The sequence below is a fragment of the Shewanella sp. 125m-7 genome, assembly GCF_052977045.1.
Window position 1 is genome coordinate 1 of sequence record NZ_JBRILQ010000008.1, and the last position, 17,686, is coordinate 17,686.

Consider the following 17,686-nt stretch of genomic DNA (forward strand, 5'->3'; position numbering starts at 1 on the left):
GAGTACTTTCAACTTGAGTACTTTCAACTTGAGTACTTTCAACTTGAGTACTTTCAACTTGAGTACTTTCAACTTGAGTACTTTCAACTTGATCTGTTGCAATATTGTTTATCTGTTCTGTGTTATTTTTGTCAGAATCGCTACCGATTTCATGTCTGTTTTTCTGTGAATTCATCTATCCAATACGCCTACATCCAGCGCCTGCTGGTGGAAATTAGCCCAATAAACCGCTGATATTCTACTTAAAATTGAGCTTCTCTACCAGTGATAATCGTCATTATCACTGGTAGCGTTAAATCAGCCATAAGCTGTTCTTTTTATAAGCACTAAAGGTCGTAATGGCTCAATTAAACTACCATGACTGGTTGATTATTGTTCTTGAAATACCGTTCTCGATTTTAAAAGCAGCATCGATGATACCTAGGTCAACCGATTCGTCAAAGTATGGTTATACCATGCTAACTACAAGTAAGAAGATATTGAGCTTAATCTAGTGCTGTTGCCAATGGTAAAGGAGTACAGTGTAGTAACCAAGACCATTGCAGACAATAAGCTGGTGTCACCATTTTATTACTTGAGAAAACTTAAGAGCTTGCTAATTTTAAATATGACGGAATAATACGAAGGTTAATAGGGCGATCTAAGATATTCCTTGCTTAAAATGGTTATACCATACTATTATGCATGGTATTTTAGACCTAACTATATAGTCGAGAGGTTTCGTGCAAGTAGATAAGTTTGGGGCGCAAACGCCTATAAATTCCGCCCAAGTATGGCAATACCATAATGCTAAGCCTACAGCTGGGCGAATGTTGAAGATATTGCAAATTGATGAGTTAGTGCTTGCCTTACCCTTGATCTACCGCCTTATTCCATTAAGTGAAATGGAAAAAAGAACCGAGTGGTTTATAGAATTTAATTCTACTAAAGAGTGCCAGCGACTCTATGTCATGTTGAGCGAAAGTTTGTCTGAATTAAATGCTAAACGAAAACAGACCCGTGGACTTGAAGAAGCGTTAGTAAAATCCAATAAATTACTTAATCAATATTTTAGTGATTATGGCTGGCGCATGGTTCGTAAAGAATTATCCCAGATTAAGAAACGTAAGAAAAAATCTCATATAGAGATTGGTAACGATCTCGTCGCTCGTCTGAAAGAGTTTATGTCTCTTCATCAGGTTGATACCTTTGATCAAGCAATCGATTTTCTATTGAGTGAATATCAAAGTACGGCGGATGTTGATGTTGAGCAATAGTACCTAATCTCATGCGGTAGAAAGTAGACGATAGACGATAAAGCGAACTAGTTATCTACCCGTTCTTATTTCAGTTCAGAACATACATTCTAAACAGCATGTATGTTCTCGCTTTCTAAAAGTAACTCGCTCAACTTAACGAATTTAACGCAGCTTCAGTTATATTGTTGCTAAATTGATTTCGCTTGGAATGCGTAGGTGCCCAACCAACTAGAAAGCGTTCAAAGTCGGCCCAGGCTAAATCCACTAACTTTCGCCACTCATAAATAACGGCATCAGCATCTATGTTAGGCTGGTATAAATTTATCGCTTGAGTAAGCAGCGTGAAATATTCATTTAGTAATTCTGCAAAGTTATGCGCGCACTCTTGCTCTGTTAAGCAGCTGCCAAGTAAGTAAATGACATCTTTTACTCCAACCCCATTACCAACATATTGAAAATCTACAGCGGCGACATCGGTAAAGTTTTCGTTAAAGCAAAAGTTAGCAACTTTGGCATCGCCATGAACTAATGTATTGTATTTGCAGTTATTTAGTAAGTTATCTATTCGCACTGCTTTTGCCTTGAGTTCAGAGTCAGGCATCGAATGCCATTCTTCCTGTCGGGTGGCAAGATGCCAATATGTCCCAATTGGCCAGAGACCATCAGGTTTCTCGTTAGTTGATGCGGTTAAAAATATTGCATGAAAATTCGCTAACCAAGCTAAGCATAACTTAGTTTGTTGTATGGTAAGTGTTGATGCTCTGGCCGAAAAACCTTGTGAGTTTAGGTCGCTCATCACGATGAGATGTGTCAGCTCAGTTCCTGTGGTAAAGCTTGTTTGAGCCAAAAGAGTAGGGACACGGCAATGCTGATTGCAGGCTTTTGCCCAGTGACGATAGAAATTTATTTCGACTTGATATGAGTCCAGCTTTCTTTGGTGGGAGACTGAACTTGTCCATCCCCTTGGGTGTGTTACATCTTTTGGAGGACAGATATGTTTTACAACAAAGTGAGGATCATTGTTAGCGTTTGAGCTGGGCAATGTAAACCTGTATTTTGAAATATCACCATATCCAGACCAAAGTGATTGTATACACTCCACTTTTTCAAAATTCCGAGTCCCTAATAAAATAGACAAAGCCTCTTCAGTAGATTTTACATTTTGTTGCATTAATGGGCCTTAGTGAATATTTGTTCAAGTGCGAGACAGGTAGAACGCTGTACTATAATGGATATAAAGCAGAAGTCAAAACGGACTAAGTAGCTTGATTCTATTGATGATTAACACTGCTATTTTTATAAAGAGGAAATATTTAATGAGAAGTTACTTTTTAATGATTGGTTTTTTGTTTTTACCTGTGAGTGCAATGGCAAATATCATTGTCGATAAGACTGGGGTTGATGAAAAAGATTATGTGTATGATCTTCATCAATGCACAGAGTTATCGACTCAAGTGCAACAGAAGAGTAGCGATGGTAGTGCAATTGGCACGGCAGCAAAAGGTGCCGCTATCGGTTCGGCCGGCAAGGCAATCGCAGGTGGTTCGGGGACCGATGGTGCTAAACAAGGTGCCGCAATTGGACTGGGTATTGGTGTTCTTTCCAAGGGCAGAGATAGAAGACAAAATAAAGCTGATTATACTACGGAGCAACAAACTGTGATTAAAAACTGTATGGTCAATAGAGGCTATGCGGTATTGAATTAACGAGAACGCAAACTCGTTAACGTGGTAAAACGACCATTAAATATGCACTATATAGCCATAATTACTTATGGCTATATAGCTTGAGGATGAATGACTAATTTAAGTTATCAAGCCTTGATGATAGTTATTTTTGTTAGTACTACACCGGCAGTTTACCTCTTATCTATTTAATTTAAAAAGATAAAGTCAGCTGTGAAACAAACGTTAGCAACTGAGTAGTATTTTACTTCTGAGTTAACGCTACTGATACCCAACTGGTAGCACTATCAAAAAGAACAGATTTTACCTCTCCTTTACCTTCAACGTTAACTAAGTTTACTTGGGCTGGCCATAACTCGTGTAAAGCGCCGTTTGAAATAGACAAAACATTAATTTCTGCTGGGATCTTGGTTTCTTGATAAACCCAGAGGAATTTGCCATCTAACTCTACTCCAACAAAAGATAACGCAATATCAGTACCGTCTCCAGACTTTAGGCCAAATTGGCTTTGAACATAGTCAGCGAATGTTTGTTGAGTCGCTTTATCACTTAAAATGTCGGCACTCGGATCGAATAACGCCTTTACTGCGTGTTCTGCATCATGTAAGTAAAACTTATGCATAACTTCAATATGTTGTAAACGATGGTTAAAACTTAAGCTTGTCACAGCCGTTTTTTGTTGGTGCGCTTGCACATTACTTGTTAGCAATAAGCTACAGAAGATGAGCAAAAAACGCATCATGATTTCACTCCTGATGGCGTTTTGCTTGCGTCTAGTTCTTCATCAGATTTAAGCTCTGTTTTAATATCTTGCATGATATCGCGTTTTAACTTGCTCTTACTCTTTTCCTTTTTATAGGCTTCGATACGTGATGGAATGATACGTCTAGGGAAGTAGTTATTATTGAGATCGACATCGGCTGTCTGCCAGCTTGGATCTATTTCGACCTCTTTTAACTCTTTATCAGTGATAATGAGTTTGTTAACAATCATAGGGCTACGGCGCCAGATTTCAGCAGGGATATTTAACGATTCAACAGTGTTATCTGTGTACGTTAGATTAAGTAATATTGGCATGACTAAACCACCAAGGTTTGAGAACTGCAGTACATAATAGTTTTTGTCTTCTTTTACGGCACGCTCTAATACTGCGTTTTCCCAAGGTTCTAGTTTTTTGATAAACTTGTTGTACTTATTACGCTCTTTATTAGTAACAGTATATTGATCGTTTTCATCATAAAAATCAGATACATCGTCATTCAATTCTACCCAGGTCTTAATCCCTTCTTGCTGGTTCTTTAAGATAGCCATAGGCGTTGGTTTTTCTTGTTCAATTTCTCTTTCACGATTGAAATCGATATCAGGATCTTTACTCGTCATGTTGAGCTTATAGATTTTATCAATAGATAAATCCACATGATCGGTCGAGTAAAACCAACCGCGCCAAAACCAATCTAGATCAACGCTGGAAGCCTCTTCCATTGTTCTAAAAAAGTCTGATGGAGTAGGGCGTTTAAACTTCCAACGATTGGCATACTCTTTAAACGCAAAGTCAAATAACTCGCGGCCTAAAATAACTTCTCGCAGGATGTTCAATGCTATTGCAGGTTTAGTATATGCGTTAGGGCCAAACTTCAAGATACTGTCAGATTGCGTCATAATGGGTACTTGAATAGAAGACTTCATGTATTCAATTATATCGCGTGGCTCTCTAGCCCAGTGGGAGTCAGTTTCCCATTCGCGTACCGCGATAGATTCAAGAAAACTGTTAAGCCCTTCGTCCATCCATGTCCATTGGCGTTCATCAGAGTTTACAATCATGGGAAAATAAATGTGGCCGATTTCATGGATCACGACGCCAATCAGAAAACGTTTTTCCGATATTGTATAGGTACGAGTACCATCATCTTGTAGCTCAGTGCGCGGGCCATTGAAGGTGATCATCGGATATTCCATCCCCCCAACAGGTCCATTGATAGACTGCGCAGTAGGATAGGGGTAATCAAAAGAGTAACGTGAATAGACCTCCATGGTGTGAATAATGGATTCAGTAGAGTATTTTTTCCATAAATCCCCCCCTTCTTTCGGGTAGAAAGACATCGCCATCACTAATTCTTGCTCGGCTGATTTTTGTTGATATCCTTTGGCGTCCCAGATAAATTTACGTGAAGATGCCCAGGCAAAATCTCGAACATTTTCCGCTTTAAAGTGCCAGGTTTTAACATCTTCCGTGCCTTGCGCCTCGTTTTCTAATGCTTCGTCTTCGGTGACAATAAACACTGGGCGCTTACTGCTTTTTGCACTGTCTAGTCGCTTACGCTGGCTAGAGTTCAACACGCTTCTAGGGTTCGCAAGGTAACCGGTAGATGCCACTATATGATCAGCGGGCACCGTAATTTCAACATCATAGTCGCCAAACTCAAGCGTAAATTCGCCGCTACCTAAAAAGGCTTTGTTGGTCCACGCTTCATAATCTGTATAGGCATGAAGTCTTGGAAACCATTGAGCTAATTGAAAAATATCATTGCCACCTGGGCGTTCATCCTTTGGGAAATGCTCATATCCCGAACGGCCACCCACTGCTTTTTGATCGGTAATATTGTAGGCGTACTCAAGGGAAAAGGTAATTTTTTTACCCGGCTTAAGTGGTGTCAAAAGGTCGATACGCATATTGGTACCCACCGCGGTCGCCTTTAGTTTTTGACCGGCTAAGGTGATGTCTCCAATCTCATAGCCAACTTTGTTATCGGCGAGAAACTGCTGTTTACGCAAACCTGACATGCTCATTTTTGTGGGTTTACCGTTAACGCTATTAGCAAGCTCTTTAGGCGTTGAAAACGTTCTAGTTCGGCTAGCGATTGAGTCAGCTTTATAATAATTCTGATCTAATTGCAGCCACAGATACTTGAGGGTATCAGGTGAGTTATTGCTGTAGGTGATTTTCTGAGTCGCTTCGATTCGGCGTTTAGCCTCGTCGAGTGTGGCTTTAATTTGATAATCGACTTGTTGTTGCCAATATTCATGTCCCGGTTCACCCGCGGCGTTTCGGTATGCGTTTGCCGTAGGTAAACTTTCATCTAGTTGTCTAAACTTGTCTTCAAAATTTCCTTTTGACTGCTTTATTACTTGTGCTTGGGCACTCATGGTTAACGCAGTAAATGTCGAAACGACAAGTAGCGTAGGGAGCGTTATCTTTTTCACTTAGTCATTCTCTTTTTCTTGTTTTTAGTGGGGTAGGGATGTTAAAAATACATACAGTAACTAAACGTTTTATCGTCGATATTATACGATATACAAGCCTAAAGTCGTTACAGTTGATAACTAGTTTGTAACTTTTCATGTTATTAAGCGTGCTAGTAAAAAATCTGCACCTTTGATCACACTGAACTAGACTGAGCGAATGTGATGCTCGATACCTTGTGGGGTAATTTGAATGACTAAACATGTACTCATTACTGGTGGGAATCGCGGAATTGGCCGCACGTTTGTAGAGCACTATTTAAAAGCGGGTTGGCTGGTTACCGCTACTTGTCGAAACCCTAAGAAAGCGGTCGAACTTTCAGTGCTAAAGGCCGAATTTGAGGGCTTAAGGGTCATATCGTTAGATGTAGCAATCCCCGATTCTATTGCAGCATTAGGTTCTGAATTAGGCGAAGTGCCAATTGACTTATTAATCAATAACGCCGGTTATTACGGGCCCAAGGGAGTACGTTTTGGGCAAACGGATATTGAGGAGTGGCGTAGAGTGTTCGAGATCAACACCATTGCACCATTATTAATAACCGAAGCGTTACATAAAAACCTTAAACTAGGCACTAATAGCGTAGTTGCGTTTATTTCCTCTAAAGTCGGCAGCATGCAAGATAATAGTAGTGGAGGCGGTTATTATTATCGCTCCTCTAAAGCGGCACTAAACTCTGTTGTTAAAAGTCTGTCAATCGATCTTAAAGATGACAATATAAAGTGTGTGGCATTACATCCAGGCTGGGTACTTACCGCAATGGGTGGGCCTAATGCTCTTATCGATACCGACATGTCAGTAAAAGGAATGATGCAGGTGATTGATTCGTTGACTCAGGCTCAAAGTGGTGGATTCTACGACTATCAAGCTCAGGTTATCCCCTGGTAAATTTAGTGGATACTTAATTGGGTCTTACTCCGCGAGGCCTAAAGACCTTATGTGTAGTTTAAAAATGAAATTTTAATAACAGTTTTGGTTAGCCTAAATTATAATTAACCATACAGAACTACTCAAAAAACGCTATTTTTGATACCCTGTATCCTTAATCGGTTTTGCCGTGATATTCGACGTTTATGTGTGCATATAATTTTGATTAACGTCTCAGTTTTCAGGATTTTGGAAAAAATTCTATCCGTATGCAGGAAATAACTAAAATTTAGTTTGCATCTGCTGAAAAAAGGAGTACTTTCGCGCTCCTTAATTTAACTTAACTGGAAAAATTATAATGAGCGACAATAAGTTTATTATCGGAAGTGAAGAATGGTGTGCTTTTCCATCTCTTGGTGTTCCAGCAATTAAAGCTAGAGTTGACTCTGGCGCCAGAACATCGTCAATCCATGCTGTCAATATCCGTCCTTTTAAAAGAGAGGGCGAGCCATGGGTTTCATTCGAGCTGCACCCGATACAAAACAGTCGCAAGATCATCCTTCGCTGCGAAAGCAAGGTTATTGATCGCCGCAATGTTAAGAGTTCTAACGGTGAAACTGAAAAGCGTTATGTGATTGCCTCTGTTATTCAGTTAGGTGGTAATGCTTGGGAAGTTGAGTTGACCTTAACTAACCGTGACAGCATGGGCTACCGTATGCTTTTAGGCCGTGAAGCCATGAGCAACAAAACCTTGGTTGACCCTTCTGAATCATTCTGCTTAGGTGAGCAAAACGATCTTGAAGTCGAAGCGCTTTACGGTGTTAAAACGGCTAAGAAAAGTGGTTTAAAGATTGGTCTGCTGGCGAGTAACCCAGATCTGTACAGCAACCAACGTATCATTGAAGCCGGCGAACAACGCGGCCATGAAATGGTATTTTTGAACATCAGTCAATGCTACCTTAAGCTTGATGCTTCGTCGCCTGAAGTTCATTACCGTGGCGGACGTGTGCTAAATGATGTGGATGCTGTTATTCCACGTATTAGACCAAGCATGACTTTCTACGGGTGTGCACTTACTCGTCACTTTGAAAGTTTAAATATCATGGCGTTAAACACTTCTGACGCGATTACTCGTTCAAGAGACAAGTTGTTCTCGCTACAGTTGTTGCAAAAGAACAACCTTGATATTCCTACGAGTGGTTTTGCTAACTCGCCAGTGGATACCAAAGATCTTATTGATATGGTTGGCGGTGCGCCGTTGATCGTGAAACTGTTAGAAGGCACTCAAGGAAAAGGTGTTGTACTAGCTGAAACAACAAAAGCAGCAGAAAGCGTTATTAACGCGTTTAAATCTCTGCGTGTAAACCTACTTGTGCAGGAATTCATTAAAGAAGCCCAAGGTAAAGATTTACGTTGTTTTGTGATTGACGGTAAAGTTGTAGCGTCAATTGAGCGTACAGCGGCTCCTGGTGAGTTTAGAGCTAACATTCACCAAGGTGGTAGTGCTTCAATCGTTTCTGTAACCGCAGCAGAAAGACAATTGGCGATTAAAGCAGCTAAAACGATGGGCCTACGCGTTGCCGGTGTGGATATTATCCGCTCTAGCCGTGGACCGTTATTGCTTGAGATTAACTCATCACCAGGTTTAGAAGGTATTGAGTCTGCGACAGGCATCGACATTGCCGGCGCGATGATCGAGTCTATTGAAAAGACCTTAGGTTGGAAAGCTGAGTAATCAAAGCTATTTAATCTAACAAATTAAAGCGTTATGCCTGAGGCATAGCGCTTTTTTTTCGTTTTAATGATCCTGTCTGGGCTCAGGCATATACATAGCTCTAAATCGTTACTAACTGTCTTTATCAAAAACCATTACATCAAAATTTCGTTATCCAGTAAGACATTAGAGTAATATTTTGCCAAGATTATGCAATTTACATACTCTTTACATAAATGACGCAGACACTTTACATTTTAGCGCGTTGAGAGGGGGGCGAGCTGAAAAAGTGATAAATATAAGGGGAATATTTTTACTCAAATGCCACTTTGTGCTACTTTTATTACTTACTTTTTTGCTATGGAGGAAATAGTGAAGTCCACAGTAGACAAAATGTTAGTTCAGCACGATAAGCTCGTACATTCAGAAGATGTTAAAGTTTGTTCGCACACCCAACGAGCTAAAGATGACTGGGTTGTACACACGGTGATGATTGAGGGCTGTGATACGCCTTTCACCTTCAGACGTACCAAGAAATATAAAAATTTGTGCGGTGCACTAGTCAACATGACTTACTACCCTGATACGCAAGGAATTGCAGGCTTTGAAATTGATATATTTAAAGTCGTAAGAATTAAGCGTAGTTAATAAGATTTTCATGTCAGTATTTGTCTCGCTCCCGTTAAGCCTGAGTACAGTGTTAATAAGATAATATCCTCCTATTAGCCTATAAATAGGCCAAAATATGAGGGGGTAATATGTATTCAACTAGACAGCAAGACCTACAATATCGAGGTCTTGCTTCACAAATTATTAATGATGACAAAACCTTACTTTTAAGGTGTTGTATACAAACGTCAATAAAGCTCACGCAACGAGCTTTACTTGTGCGGTATAATAATACCAGCCAAATTTCAGCGCTTACGCTGTTAACTCATAAGTCAGAATCTCTACAGTTACATAGTGCAGTACTCAATGCTGAAATAGATAACACTGAGCGCAATATATTACTGAGCTATATTAATCAAAATATTGAGACTATTGATGAAGCTATCCACTGGGTTCCACAGTAAGCTCCATCTTATGTCATCGTACTCATAGTCAATAAATGTCTTTTTTATCGCTCCGATATAATTTACAAATGTCACTCAATTAATATTTTATCAAAGCGAGGTAAGCAATGTACCGTTAGCGCTTACCTTACCTGTTATGTAGCGTAATTCTAATTATGCTGCTACGTTTACTGGGTATGCGAATGAAGCAAGGGAACTGTTTTTCGTGAGTATTTTCATCAAAGGTGGCCAAAATACGGTAAAAACAACAATGCTTAGCCGCATGCGCGTTGGTCATTTTGCTCCCTTAAAAATAATTTTAGCGCTATTGTTTGTAGCTTGCCTATCGCTAACACCTATTTACCTTAAAGCAAATGATGCAACACCCAGTCCCCCATCAAAAAGTGCCGTTTCACTCATCGTTGCCAATTCTAAAGCATGGAAGCCATTCTCGTATCTTGACGATAAAGGCGAACCAAGAGGCTTGCTTGTAGATTTATGGAAAGAGTTTGGCGAAGTTAATCAGATTGAGATCAAGTTTCTGTTAACTGATTGGCAGGAGTCGATCGATAATGTCAGAGACGGTAAAGCAGACGTTCATGCGGGGTTACTATGGTCTAATGATAGGGCCCAATATCTAGACTACGGTAATAACCTTGCAAAACTTGACGGTCAACTTTTTGTCGTACCGTCTTTGCTAAGCGATGACTTAGACTCAATCTTAGATAATGTCACTTTAGGCGTGATTAAAGGAAGCTATGAAGATAAATTTATCCAGGGAGCATACCCACAAGCTAAGCTAATTCGCTTTAACAACAATGAACAAATGATCAACGCCGCTATCAGTTTTAAACTCAACGCTTTTGTCGCAGATTTTCAAGTCGCAAACTTCTACTTATATACCTCAAACAAACAAAGTGCCTTTACTCCGGTACAGCATCTTTATACCGCTTCGGTTAAACCCGCTGTAGTTAAGGGCAATGAGGTGCTACTGGATTTTATTAAGTCGGGTTTTAAGTTAGTTGAGCAAGACACGCTAAACCGTATTCATCGAAAATGGCTACATGTAGAAACGGTATACCCAAGTTACTTGATGCCACTGATGGTCATTTTTTGCTTAAGCATATTTGCTATTTACATCATACAGCTTAAAAGAACGGTGAGCCGGCGTACCCAGGAACTCAACGTTGCAAACGAAGAGTTGAAATTACTGGCGGGTAAAGATCCATTAACAGGAATTAATAATCGACGCTTTTTTATTAGTGAGTTTGAGCAGCAAAACAACGCTCGTAAAAGTGCTATGGCACTTTTGTTGTTTGATATCGATTGGTTTAAAAGTGTTAATGACAATTTTGGGCATCATGTTGGCGATCAGGTGATTAAGGAAGTCGTGAACAGGGTAAGTAACATTATCAGTGAAAAAGCGGTATTTGGTCGGATCGGTGGCGAAGAGTTTTGTGTATTTATGACTGAACTTGATGAAACCCAGACTATTAAGTTTGCGAACAAGGTACAGTGTTGTATTTCAGACTCTAAGATGTCTACGGATGTTGGAGAGATCGCGATTACCGTTAGTTTAGGTGCCATATATAGTAAGAAAGCAAATATCGACTGTACGAGCTTAATGACTCAGGCCGATCTGCTTATGTATAAAGCTAAGAAGCGTGGGCGAAATTGTTTCGAATTCATGGCGCGTTGACGGCTACTTGAGTTATTGGACCGTTTCTCGTAGAAAGACAGTTGGCTATACTCAGATGTTGTAGACTAAACGAACGAAAGAGTTGGTAACTAACCCCACAAACAGACAAACACTTAGCAATCTTGCTTAATCGTCGTCGTTTCACCTACTAATGAAGCATAAAAAAACCCAGCCTAGGCTGGGTTTTCAGTAAGACTGACGAGTTATTTAGCTGTCATTAGTGCAACAGCATTATCTAACATGCGGTTACTGAAGCCCCATTCGTTGTCATACCATGCCATAACTTTCACTAAACGACCGTTAACGCGAGTTTGAGTGGCGTCAAAGTTTGAAGAGAATGGGTTATGGTTAAAGTCGATTGAAACCAATGGCTCATGGTTAACAGCCAAGACTTCGCTCAACGGTGCAACAGACGCTGCTTTTTCGATGATTGCGTTGATCTCTTCTACAGTAGTGTCACGAGCTGCAATAAAAGATAAGTCAACCAATGAAACGTTTACTGTTGGTACACGTACCGCTAGTCCGTCAAACTTACCAGCAAGCTCTGGTACAACTAAGCCTACTGCTGCCGCTGCGCCCGTTTGCGTTGGGATCATTGACATCGCCGCTGCACGAGCACGACGTAGGTCAGTGTGGTATACGTCAGACAAACGCTGATCATTGGTATATGCGTGAATCGTTGTCATAAGACCAGATTCAATACCAATTTCATCATTAAGTGGCTTAGCAAATGGTGCTAAACAGTTAGTCGTACAAGATGCGTTTGAAATCACAGTCATATCGCTAGTAATAACATCGTTGTTTACGCCATAAACAACCGTGGCGTCGACATTTTTACCCGGAGCAGAAATCAGTACTTTCTTAGCGCCTGCATCTAAATGAGACTGCACAGATTCTTTAGAAGTGAATATACCAGTACATTCAAATACCACGTCGATATCTAATTCTTTCCAAGGAAGCTTTGAAGGATCACGTTCTTGGAAGGTAAGAATTTTATCTTCGTTAACAAAAATAGCGTCATCAGTGTGCTCAACTTTAGCGTTAAAGCGTCCGTGTACAGAATCGTATTTAGTTAAATGAGCGTTGATTGAAGCGTCACCTAAATCGTTAAGTGCAACGATCTTGATAGGATAGTTCTTTTCGCTTTCATATAGAGCACGTAGAACATTGCGGCCGATACGGCCATAGCCGTTAATTGCAACTCGGATAGTCATCTCATATCCCTCAGGTAAATGTATAAATAGTATCTGGTAGTAAAATTACCAAATTGACAGCTATCGTCAAGTGATATCGGCGATAAAAGCCACTTAATGGCGCTAATTTAGGTAATTTTTTTACATGTGTCGCGCTTTTAAGCATTTATTACATAAAAACTTAAAATTCTAGTAAGTTGGCAAATATATTGCCAACGTTACATGATAGTTAAATGACAGCCTATAATGCCAAAGTCGTGTCACCTGTATCCTTATCAAGTAACTGCTTTAATTTACTCTTTTGATACTTTCCTGCCTGCAATTGTTCTGCGAGCTCTGAAGCATCACTATCAAGCTTTTGCTGTAAATCTTTGTTGCCTTTAATGAGAGCTAACATCTGATCTTCAGTAAAGTTTGCATGGGTCATTTCAATATTAGTCTTAGAAAGCCAGTAATCAATTTCGAATTGGTTTTCTTGGCGATAAATTGTTGCCAGCGCTAGCAACCAATCGGTTTTAAAGTTTTCTTTAGTACTACCATCTAACACTTCAGCATAGAGCTGCTTTGACTTTTGAGGATTGAATCGTAAGTAGTACGACGCAAGTTCAGCCTTTAACTGTATATCGGTTATGGCGCCGTTCTTCTCAGCATTAAACAGTACGACCTCTGCCTGAGGATCATTAAAGCGTGACCAATGGTAGTAGGCTAGGTGAGGGTCCTGGCTGCCCTTGGTTGTTTCTTCAAGCTCTGATAAGGTCTGCGAACTTAACCCGAACGCTCTTGCTCTATCGTTAGTTCGTTCAGGATGTAGTATATGCTGTACTCCAGCCGCTAACTCTATACATTTATTGTAGCGTTCTAGATTTAATAGCTGTTCATAAATTAACAAGCCTGACGGTTCAGGTGTGTTTTTAAGCTTGAATCGATTACGGATCAGGTCGCCTTTTTCAAACCTGCACCAACTATCTTTATGCAAATCGGCACAAAGTTCAGGATTTTTGTTACAGATAGCCTCAGTATTTTTAGGGCTATCACAGCCAAAAAGGCCGAAAAAAGCGCTAAATCCTAAAAATGATGTAAACATTACAAAGTTTCTATTCAAATCCGGCTCCAGGAGAATATTTTTCTAATAAAATTACATTGTTACGGAAAATTTCTAACTAGCCTGAAGGCTAACTTTTCATTACAATAGCGCCGACCAAACGGGGAAAGAACCCTATATAACGTTAGATTATTGGTCTTTTCTTTTTGTTACTCAAACATTTCTGATCAGAAAATCAGAAAAGTGAGATAAAGGATCTGTTGATGAGCGCTGATAAACACCTACAAAGTTGGCAAGAACGTTTCGAAATGGCTGAGGCTATGCAGCCTTTACTTGGTAAGTTATACCGTAACCAAGGTGTTGAAGTGGTCGTTTATGGTAAACCTCTGCTAAACGCTTCTACAATCGAAATCATTAAATCGCACCGTCTAGTGCGTCGCCATGTTGGTGAAAAACTGAGATTACGTGAAAGCTTTCCATTTATCGAGGCTTTAAGCAAGTTAGCGGTAAAACAATGTAAAGTTGATATCGGTAAACTAGCAGTAAATTACTGGCGCGAATACCAAGATGCGAGTCAAATCGAAGCTTATATGAGCCGCGAACTTGCTGACGCAATTTCACAAGAAGATAACCAAGAAGCTAGAGATGTTGTTCTATATGGTTTCGGTCGTATTGGTCGCCTATTAGCTCGTCTTCTTATTGAAAGAACAGGCGTAAGTAACAAACTTAGATTGCGTGCAATTGTACTTCGAGGTGGCCGTAAGGGTGATCTAGAGAAACGTGCAAGTTTGCTACGTCGCGACTCTGTACACGGTCCATTCAATGGTTCGGTTGAAGTTGACGAAGAAAACAATGCGATCATTGCAAACGGTACCTACATCCAGGTTATCTACGCAAACTCTCCAGATGAAGTTGATTACACTCAATTTGGTATTTCAAATGCGTTAATAGTAGATAACACGGGTATTTGGAAAGATGAGGCGGGTCTTGGTTTACACCTTAAGTCACCAGGCGCAACTAAAGTGTTGCTTACCGCTCCAGCAAAGGGTGCAATTAAGAATATCGTTTACGGTGTAAACGAATCAGATATTCTTGACGAAGATACTATCGTATCGGCAGCAAGCTGCACGACTAACGCTATTACACCAGTGTTAAAAGCCGTTAACGATAAATATGGCATAGTGAATGGTCACGTGGAAACTATCCACTCTTATACTAATGACCAAAATCTTATCGATAACTACCACAGTGCTGATCGACGTGGGCGCAGTGCACCACTTAACATGGTAATTACTGAAACTGGCGCAGCAAAAGCAGTTTCAAAAGCGCTGCCAGTACTTGAAGGTAAGTTAACCGGTAACGCCATTCGTGTTCCTACACCAAATGTGTCTATGGCTATCATTAGCCTTAACCTGAATGGTGAAACAAATAAGCACGAAATGAATGAGTACCTAAAAGATATGGCGTTGCAATCTGAGCTGCAAAACCAAATCGATTACACTGATTCAACTGAAATTGTATCAAGTGATCTTGTAGGCTCTCGCTATGCAGGTGTTATTGATTCACAAGCAACAATTGCAGACGGTAATCGTACTATTCTTTATGTTTGGTATGACAACGAATTTGGCTATAGCTGCCAGGTAGTTGGTGTGATGCAAAAAATGCTTGGTCTAAACTACCAATCATTACCTCATGGTTAATTCTTAATTGAATTAGACTAGAGAATAAAACGCCTCTGTTTACAGAGGCGTTTTTGTTTTCAACCGTCAGCAACGACTTGAGTCGGATTAGTCAACATCATTTGAACGCTTTTAAATATCAAAGGTAAAAGTACAACTAAAAATTAAGGCGTGCTTAACCGCTACTCAAGTAGAAATTACGTATTCAAACAAGTTTACGTGTATTACAGAAAGAGTAGGGGCTAGATGACTTATAGGCCTCCTCATTTATATCTATAAATACTTGTCTCATTTTGACTGCCAAATAAGCAAAATGGGTAAAATACAAGTAAATTGATGGATTTAGCATCATACGGTAATAAAAATGACTTTTGTCGATTGACTCTCGGAAGTAAATCGGTAGAATGCCATTCCGTAGTCAAGGGGAAGCGAATTAAGCGAAACCAAGATTGCAGATTAAATTGAAATGCGACATTAGCTCAGTTGGTAGAGCGATACCTTGCCAAGGTATAGGTCATCGGTTCGAACCCGATATGTCGCTCCAATTTACATCATGTGGCGCGATGGCAGAATGGCTATGCTGCGGATTGCAAATCCGTCGATCTCGGTTCGACTCCGGGTCGCGCCTCCATAACTTTTAATAGTTATAAAGAATAAGAGTTTGGTGAGTTTAACCAATGTCAGTAAGACGTGGTTAAACAGTATTGATACCGACATTACGTATCATCAAAGTCAACGAGTTTGCCCGTGTGGTGGAATCGGTAGACACAAGGGATTTAAAATCCCTCGCTGAATAAGCGTGCCAGTTCAAGTCTGGCCACGGGTACCATCATTTAAGCCCCTACATTAATTTGTAGGGGCTTTTTTGTGCCGATAATTTAGCGTGTTACGATTTAATTAAAACATCTGCTTCGCTAGGTTAGTGCTCTAAACTGAACACCTATTTAATACTATTGGCATAGCACTGTTAAATATCACGAGTCAGTCTGTAAGTGACCCACCGTCATAAGGCGATCCACTTACAATCAGCAGTCCTAACTAGGTTTTAACAATTAAATTAGTCCGCACCAAAAGGAGTAAGGCATGCCTGTTAATTGTATCTCTGGTGAACGCACGTCAGATCTCAGCTAATAATCGTTGCTCAAAGTCCTGTTCGCGCTTTATGTATAGAACCGCTAAAGAAAGGGCACCGATTAACGCACTAGATAGACTCATCGGGGACACAGGTCAGTGACCTTGTTCTACTTTAACCGATCACTCAGCCTTTCGATTTAATTCGACTCGCTCGCTAATTGAGCGCTGGCTGATCATAAAATAGCAAGGTCGCGCGCGAATTAACCAGTTGAATCAAATAAACAAATAAATTGTTGACTCATTTTTCTATTCTAGTAAAGTACGTCTCGTTCCCGGCAAGAAGGGAAACAAAATGGCGCGATGGCAGAATGGCTATGCTGCGGATTGCAAATCCGTCGATCTCGGTTCGACTCCGGGTCGCGCCTCCATAACTTTAGATAGTTATAAAGAATAAGAGTTTGATGAGTTTAACCAATGTCAGTAAGACGTGGTTAAACAGTATTGATACCGACAATATGTATCGTCAAAGTCAACGAGTTTGCCCGTGTGGTGGAATCGGTAGACACAAGGGATTTAAAATCCCTCGCTGAATAAGCGTGCCAGTTCAAGTCTGGCCACGGGTACCATCTTCTTATGAAGAGTGACTAAACCAGCCATTGAGCTGGTTTTTTTACATCTAGATTTTAGTGATTAGAAGATACAAGGGATTTACCTTTAATAACAGATGCCTCGCTGAATAAGCGTGCCTATTCAGTTGAAAAGAGCAAGTCTGGCCACGGGTACCATCATTTAAGCCCTTACATTCATTTGTAGGGGCTTTTTTGTACCCTAACTTTAGCGTATCGCTACGTTTTGAAACAAAGAGCTGCAAGGGATTCTTTTTAATAAGAGATGCCTCGCTTAACAAGCTAACCAGTTCAAGTCTGGCCACGGGTACCATCTTCTTATGAAGAGTGACTAAACCAGCCATTGAGCTGGTTTTTTTACATCTAGATTTTAGTGATTAGAAGATACAAGGGATTTACTTTTAATAACAGATGCCTCGTTTAATAAGCGTTCGAGATCATACTAGGCTAGGGCTAGGGCTAGTAAATTAAATCAAGAGTAAATGACCCGCGTTAATGGTATGAGAACTGTTAATTTACGTTGACAGACATTCATCGTTCACATTCAAATTCGCTGTAGAACATCAAGAGCGGTGT

13 protein-coding genes, 5 tRNA genes and 1 pseudogene are annotated in these 17,686 nt (G+C 40.2%); 14 read left to right on the forward strand and 5 right to left on the reverse strand.

Features of this window, described 5'->3' with window-relative positions; all coding sequences use genetic code 11:
• Window positions 1–722: 722 nt before the first annotated feature.
• Window positions 723–1,256 (forward strand): hypothetical protein, encoded by a 534-nt coding sequence (locus ACVBIL_RS05475; protein WP_447165984.1) that lies wholly within the window; start codon window positions 723–725, stop codon window positions 1,254–1,256.
• 130 nt (window positions 1,257–1,386) lie between these two features.
• Here the strand turns inward: ACVBIL_RS05475 and ACVBIL_RS05480 are convergent, their stop codons facing one another.
• Window positions 1,387–2,409, reverse strand: a complete 1,023-nt coding sequence (locus ACVBIL_RS05480; RefSeq protein ID WP_447165985.1) for an oxidoreductase family protein — start codon at window positions 2,407–2,409, stop codon at window positions 1,387–1,389.
• A 145-nt stretch (window positions 2,410–2,554) separates the two neighbouring features.
• On the opposite strand from ACVBIL_RS05480, the gene ACVBIL_RS05485 reads away from it, so the two are divergent.
• On the forward strand, window positions 2,555–2,944 hold the full coding sequence (locus tag ACVBIL_RS05485) for a glycine zipper family protein (protein ID WP_447165986.1): 390 nt from the start codon (window positions 2,555–2,557) through the stop codon (window positions 2,942–2,944).
• Window positions 2,945–3,167: 223 nt separating this feature from the next.
• Here ACVBIL_RS05485 and ACVBIL_RS05490 read toward each other — a convergent pair whose 3' ends face one another.
• On the reverse strand, window positions 3,168–3,665 hold the full coding sequence (locus tag ACVBIL_RS05490) for a DUF6702 family protein (protein WP_447165987.1): 498 nt from the start codon (window positions 3,663–3,665) through the stop codon (window positions 3,168–3,170).
• Window positions 3,662–6,067 carry a M1 family aminopeptidase gene (locus ACVBIL_RS05495; RefSeq protein WP_447166102.1) on the reverse strand — a complete coding sequence of 802 codons (2,406 nt, stop codon included), beginning with the start codon at window positions 6,065–6,067 and terminating at the stop codon, window positions 3,662–3,664. The genes ACVBIL_RS05490 and ACVBIL_RS05495 overlap by 4 nt, the downstream gene beginning before the upstream one ends.
• A gap of 289 nt (window positions 6,068–6,356) precedes the next feature.
• Here ACVBIL_RS05495 and ACVBIL_RS05500 point away from each other — a divergent pair, with 289 nt between their 5' ends.
• From ACVBIL_RS05500 to ACVBIL_RS05525, 6 genes and pseudogenes are all read left to right on the forward strand, one after another.
• Complete coding sequence (locus tag ACVBIL_RS05500) at window positions 6,357–7,052, forward strand: SDR family oxidoreductase (protein WP_447165988.1); 696 nt, start codon at window positions 6,357–6,359, stop codon at window positions 7,050–7,052.
• Window positions 7,053–7,389: 337 nt separating this feature from the next.
• Window positions 7,390–7,797, forward strand: a pseudogene (locus tag ACVBIL_RS05505) (ATP-dependent zinc protease family protein); the annotation flags it as partial.
• An 84-nt stretch (window positions 7,798–7,881) separates the two neighbouring features.
• Window positions 7,882–8,766: a 30S ribosomal protein S6--L-glutamate ligase gene (rimK, locus tag ACVBIL_RS05510; RefSeq protein ID WP_447166103.1), complete on the forward strand. Its 885-nt coding sequence runs from the start codon at window positions 7,882–7,884 to the stop codon at window positions 8,764–8,766.
• A gap of 351 nt (window positions 8,767–9,117) precedes the next feature.
• A complete protein-coding gene (locus ACVBIL_RS05515) occupies window positions 9,118–9,393 on the forward strand; it encodes a putative cross-wall-targeting lipoprotein signal domain-containing proteiin (RefSeq protein WP_447165989.1) in 276 nt (91 codons plus the stop codon).
• Window positions 9,394–9,632: 239 nt separating this feature from the next.
• Window positions 9,633–9,818, forward strand: coding sequence for a hypothetical protein (locus ACVBIL_RS05520; RefSeq protein WP_447165990.1), 186 nt, complete (start codon window positions 9,633–9,635; stop codon window positions 9,816–9,818).
• A 205-nt stretch (window positions 9,819–10,023) separates the two neighbouring features.
• Entirely contained in the window at window positions 10,024–11,496 is a 1,473-nt protein-coding gene (locus tag ACVBIL_RS05525) for a transporter substrate-binding domain-containing diguanylate cyclase (RefSeq protein WP_447165991.1), read from the forward strand.
• Window positions 11,497–11,699: 203 nt separating this feature from the next.
• Here the strand turns inward: ACVBIL_RS05525 and gap are convergent, their stop codons facing one another.
• Together gap and ACVBIL_RS05535 are read right to left on the reverse strand one after the other, a co-directional pair.
• The gene (gene gap, locus ACVBIL_RS05530; RefSeq protein WP_447165992.1) at window positions 11,700–12,710 is read right to left on the reverse strand and encodes a type I glyceraldehyde-3-phosphate dehydrogenase; all 1,011 of its coding nucleotides are present in this window, start codon (window positions 12,708–12,710) and stop codon (window positions 11,700–11,702) included.
• Window positions 12,711–12,930: 220 nt separating this feature from the next.
• On the reverse strand, window positions 12,931–13,773 hold the full coding sequence (locus ACVBIL_RS05535) for a DUF2989 domain-containing protein (protein WP_447165993.1): 843 nt from the start codon (window positions 13,771–13,773) through the stop codon (window positions 12,931–12,933).
• Between the two features lie 221 nt (window positions 13,774–13,994).
• Between ACVBIL_RS05535 and ACVBIL_RS05540 the strand changes: the two genes are divergently transcribed.
• The 6 genes from ACVBIL_RS05540 (at window position 13,995) to ACVBIL_RS05565 (ending at window position 17,110) form a co-directional block, all read left to right on the forward strand.
• Window positions 13,995–15,431, forward strand: coding sequence for a glyceraldehyde-3-phosphate dehydrogenase (locus tag ACVBIL_RS05540; protein WP_447165994.1), 1,437 nt, complete (start codon window positions 13,995–13,997; stop codon window positions 15,429–15,431).
• A 447-nt stretch (window positions 15,432–15,878) separates the two neighbouring features.
• A tRNA-Gly gene (locus ACVBIL_RS05545) sits at window positions 15,879–15,954 on the forward strand.
• A gap of 13 nt (window positions 15,955–15,967) precedes the next feature.
• Window positions 15,968–16,041, forward strand: a tRNA-Cys gene (locus ACVBIL_RS05550).
• A gap of 112 nt (window positions 16,042–16,153) precedes the next feature.
• Window positions 16,154–16,239, forward strand: a tRNA-Leu gene (locus ACVBIL_RS05555).
• A 599-nt stretch (window positions 16,240–16,838) separates the two neighbouring features.
• A tRNA-Cys gene (locus ACVBIL_RS05560) sits at window positions 16,839–16,912 on the forward strand.
• A gap of 112 nt (window positions 16,913–17,024) precedes the next feature.
• A tRNA-Leu gene (locus tag ACVBIL_RS05565) sits at window positions 17,025–17,110 on the forward strand.
• The last annotated feature ends 576 nt before the right edge of the window (window positions 17,111–17,686 follow it).

Coding starts and splice junctions, on each gene's coding strand:
- ACVBIL_RS05480 (WP_447165985.1), bottom strand. CDS start 2,409: ATGCAACAAAATGTAAAATCTACTGAAGAGGCTTTGTCTATTTTATTA.
- ACVBIL_RS05485 (WP_447165986.1), top strand. CDS start 2,555: ATGAGAAGTTACTTTTTAATGATTGGTTTTTTGTTTTTACCTGTGAGT.
- ACVBIL_RS05490 (WP_447165987.1), bottom strand. CDS start 3,665: ATGATGCGTTTTTTGCTCATCTTCTGTAGCTTATTGCTAACAAGTAAT.
- ACVBIL_RS05495 (WP_447166102.1), bottom strand. CDS start 6,067: ATGAGTGCCCAAGCACAAGTAATAAAGCAGTCAAAAGGAAATTTTGAA.
- ACVBIL_RS05500 (WP_447165988.1), top strand. CDS start 6,357: ATGACTAAACATGTACTCATTACTGGTGGGAATCGCGGAATTGGCCGC.
- gap (WP_447165992.1), bottom strand. CDS start 12,710: ATGACTATCCGAGTTGCAATTAACGGCTATGGCCGTATCGGCCGCAAT.
- ACVBIL_RS05535 (WP_447165993.1), bottom strand. CDS start 13,773: ATGTTTACATCATTTTTAGGATTTAGCGCTTTTTTCGGCCTTTTTGGC.
- ACVBIL_RS05540 (WP_447165994.1), top strand. CDS start 13,995: ATGAGCGCTGATAAACACCTACAAAGTTGGCAAGAACGTTTCGAAATG.